Source organism: Caballeronia sp. INML1 (assembly GCF_023631085.1).
Taxonomy (GTDB): domain Bacteria; phylum Pseudomonadota; class Gammaproteobacteria; order Burkholderiales; family Burkholderiaceae; genus Caballeronia; species Caballeronia turbans.
Map to the genome: position 1 here is coordinate 1 of NZ_JALQDT010000108.1, position 524 is coordinate 524.

1 protein-coding gene is annotated in these 524 nt (G+C 56.3%); it reads left to right on the top strand.

All coding sequences use genetic code 11. The features are described from left to right. Window positions 1-485 (top strand): IS3 family transposase (locus tag NCR38_RS34020; RefSeq protein WP_143756477.1); only part of this gene is annotated, 485 nt, incomplete at its 5' end. Between the last annotated feature and the right edge of the window lie 39 nt (window positions 486-524).

Below are 524 nucleotides of genomic sequence, written 5' to 3' on the forward strand. Positions count from 1 at the left end.
TGGCCACCTGGCAAGGCTTCGCTTATGTTGCCTTCATCGTTGATGTGTTCGCGCGACGCATCGTAGGCTGGAGAGTGTCAAGCTCAGCGCGTACTGACTTCGTGTTGGACGCGCTGGAGCAGGCGGTACATGAGCGCCGACCAGCCGAAAGTAACCGTTTGGTACATCATTCGGACCGCGGGTCGCAATACGTTTCAATTCGGTATACGGAGCGTCTAGCCGAAGCAGGAATCGAACCGTCAGTCGGCAGCGTCGGAGATTCATACGATAACGCACTCGCCGAAACGATCAACGGCCTTTACAAGGCAGAAGTTATTCATCGTCGCGGACCATGGCGTAACGTGCAGGCGGTCGAACTCGCCACGCTTGAATGGGTGGACTGGTTTAATCATCGACGCCTACTTGAGCCGATCGGCAACATCCCACCGGCCGAAGCGGAAGCCCGCTACTATGAACAAATCGCTGGAATGCCGATGGCAGCGTAACTCCAGCAAAACCGTCTCCGAAATTCCCGGTGCGCTTCA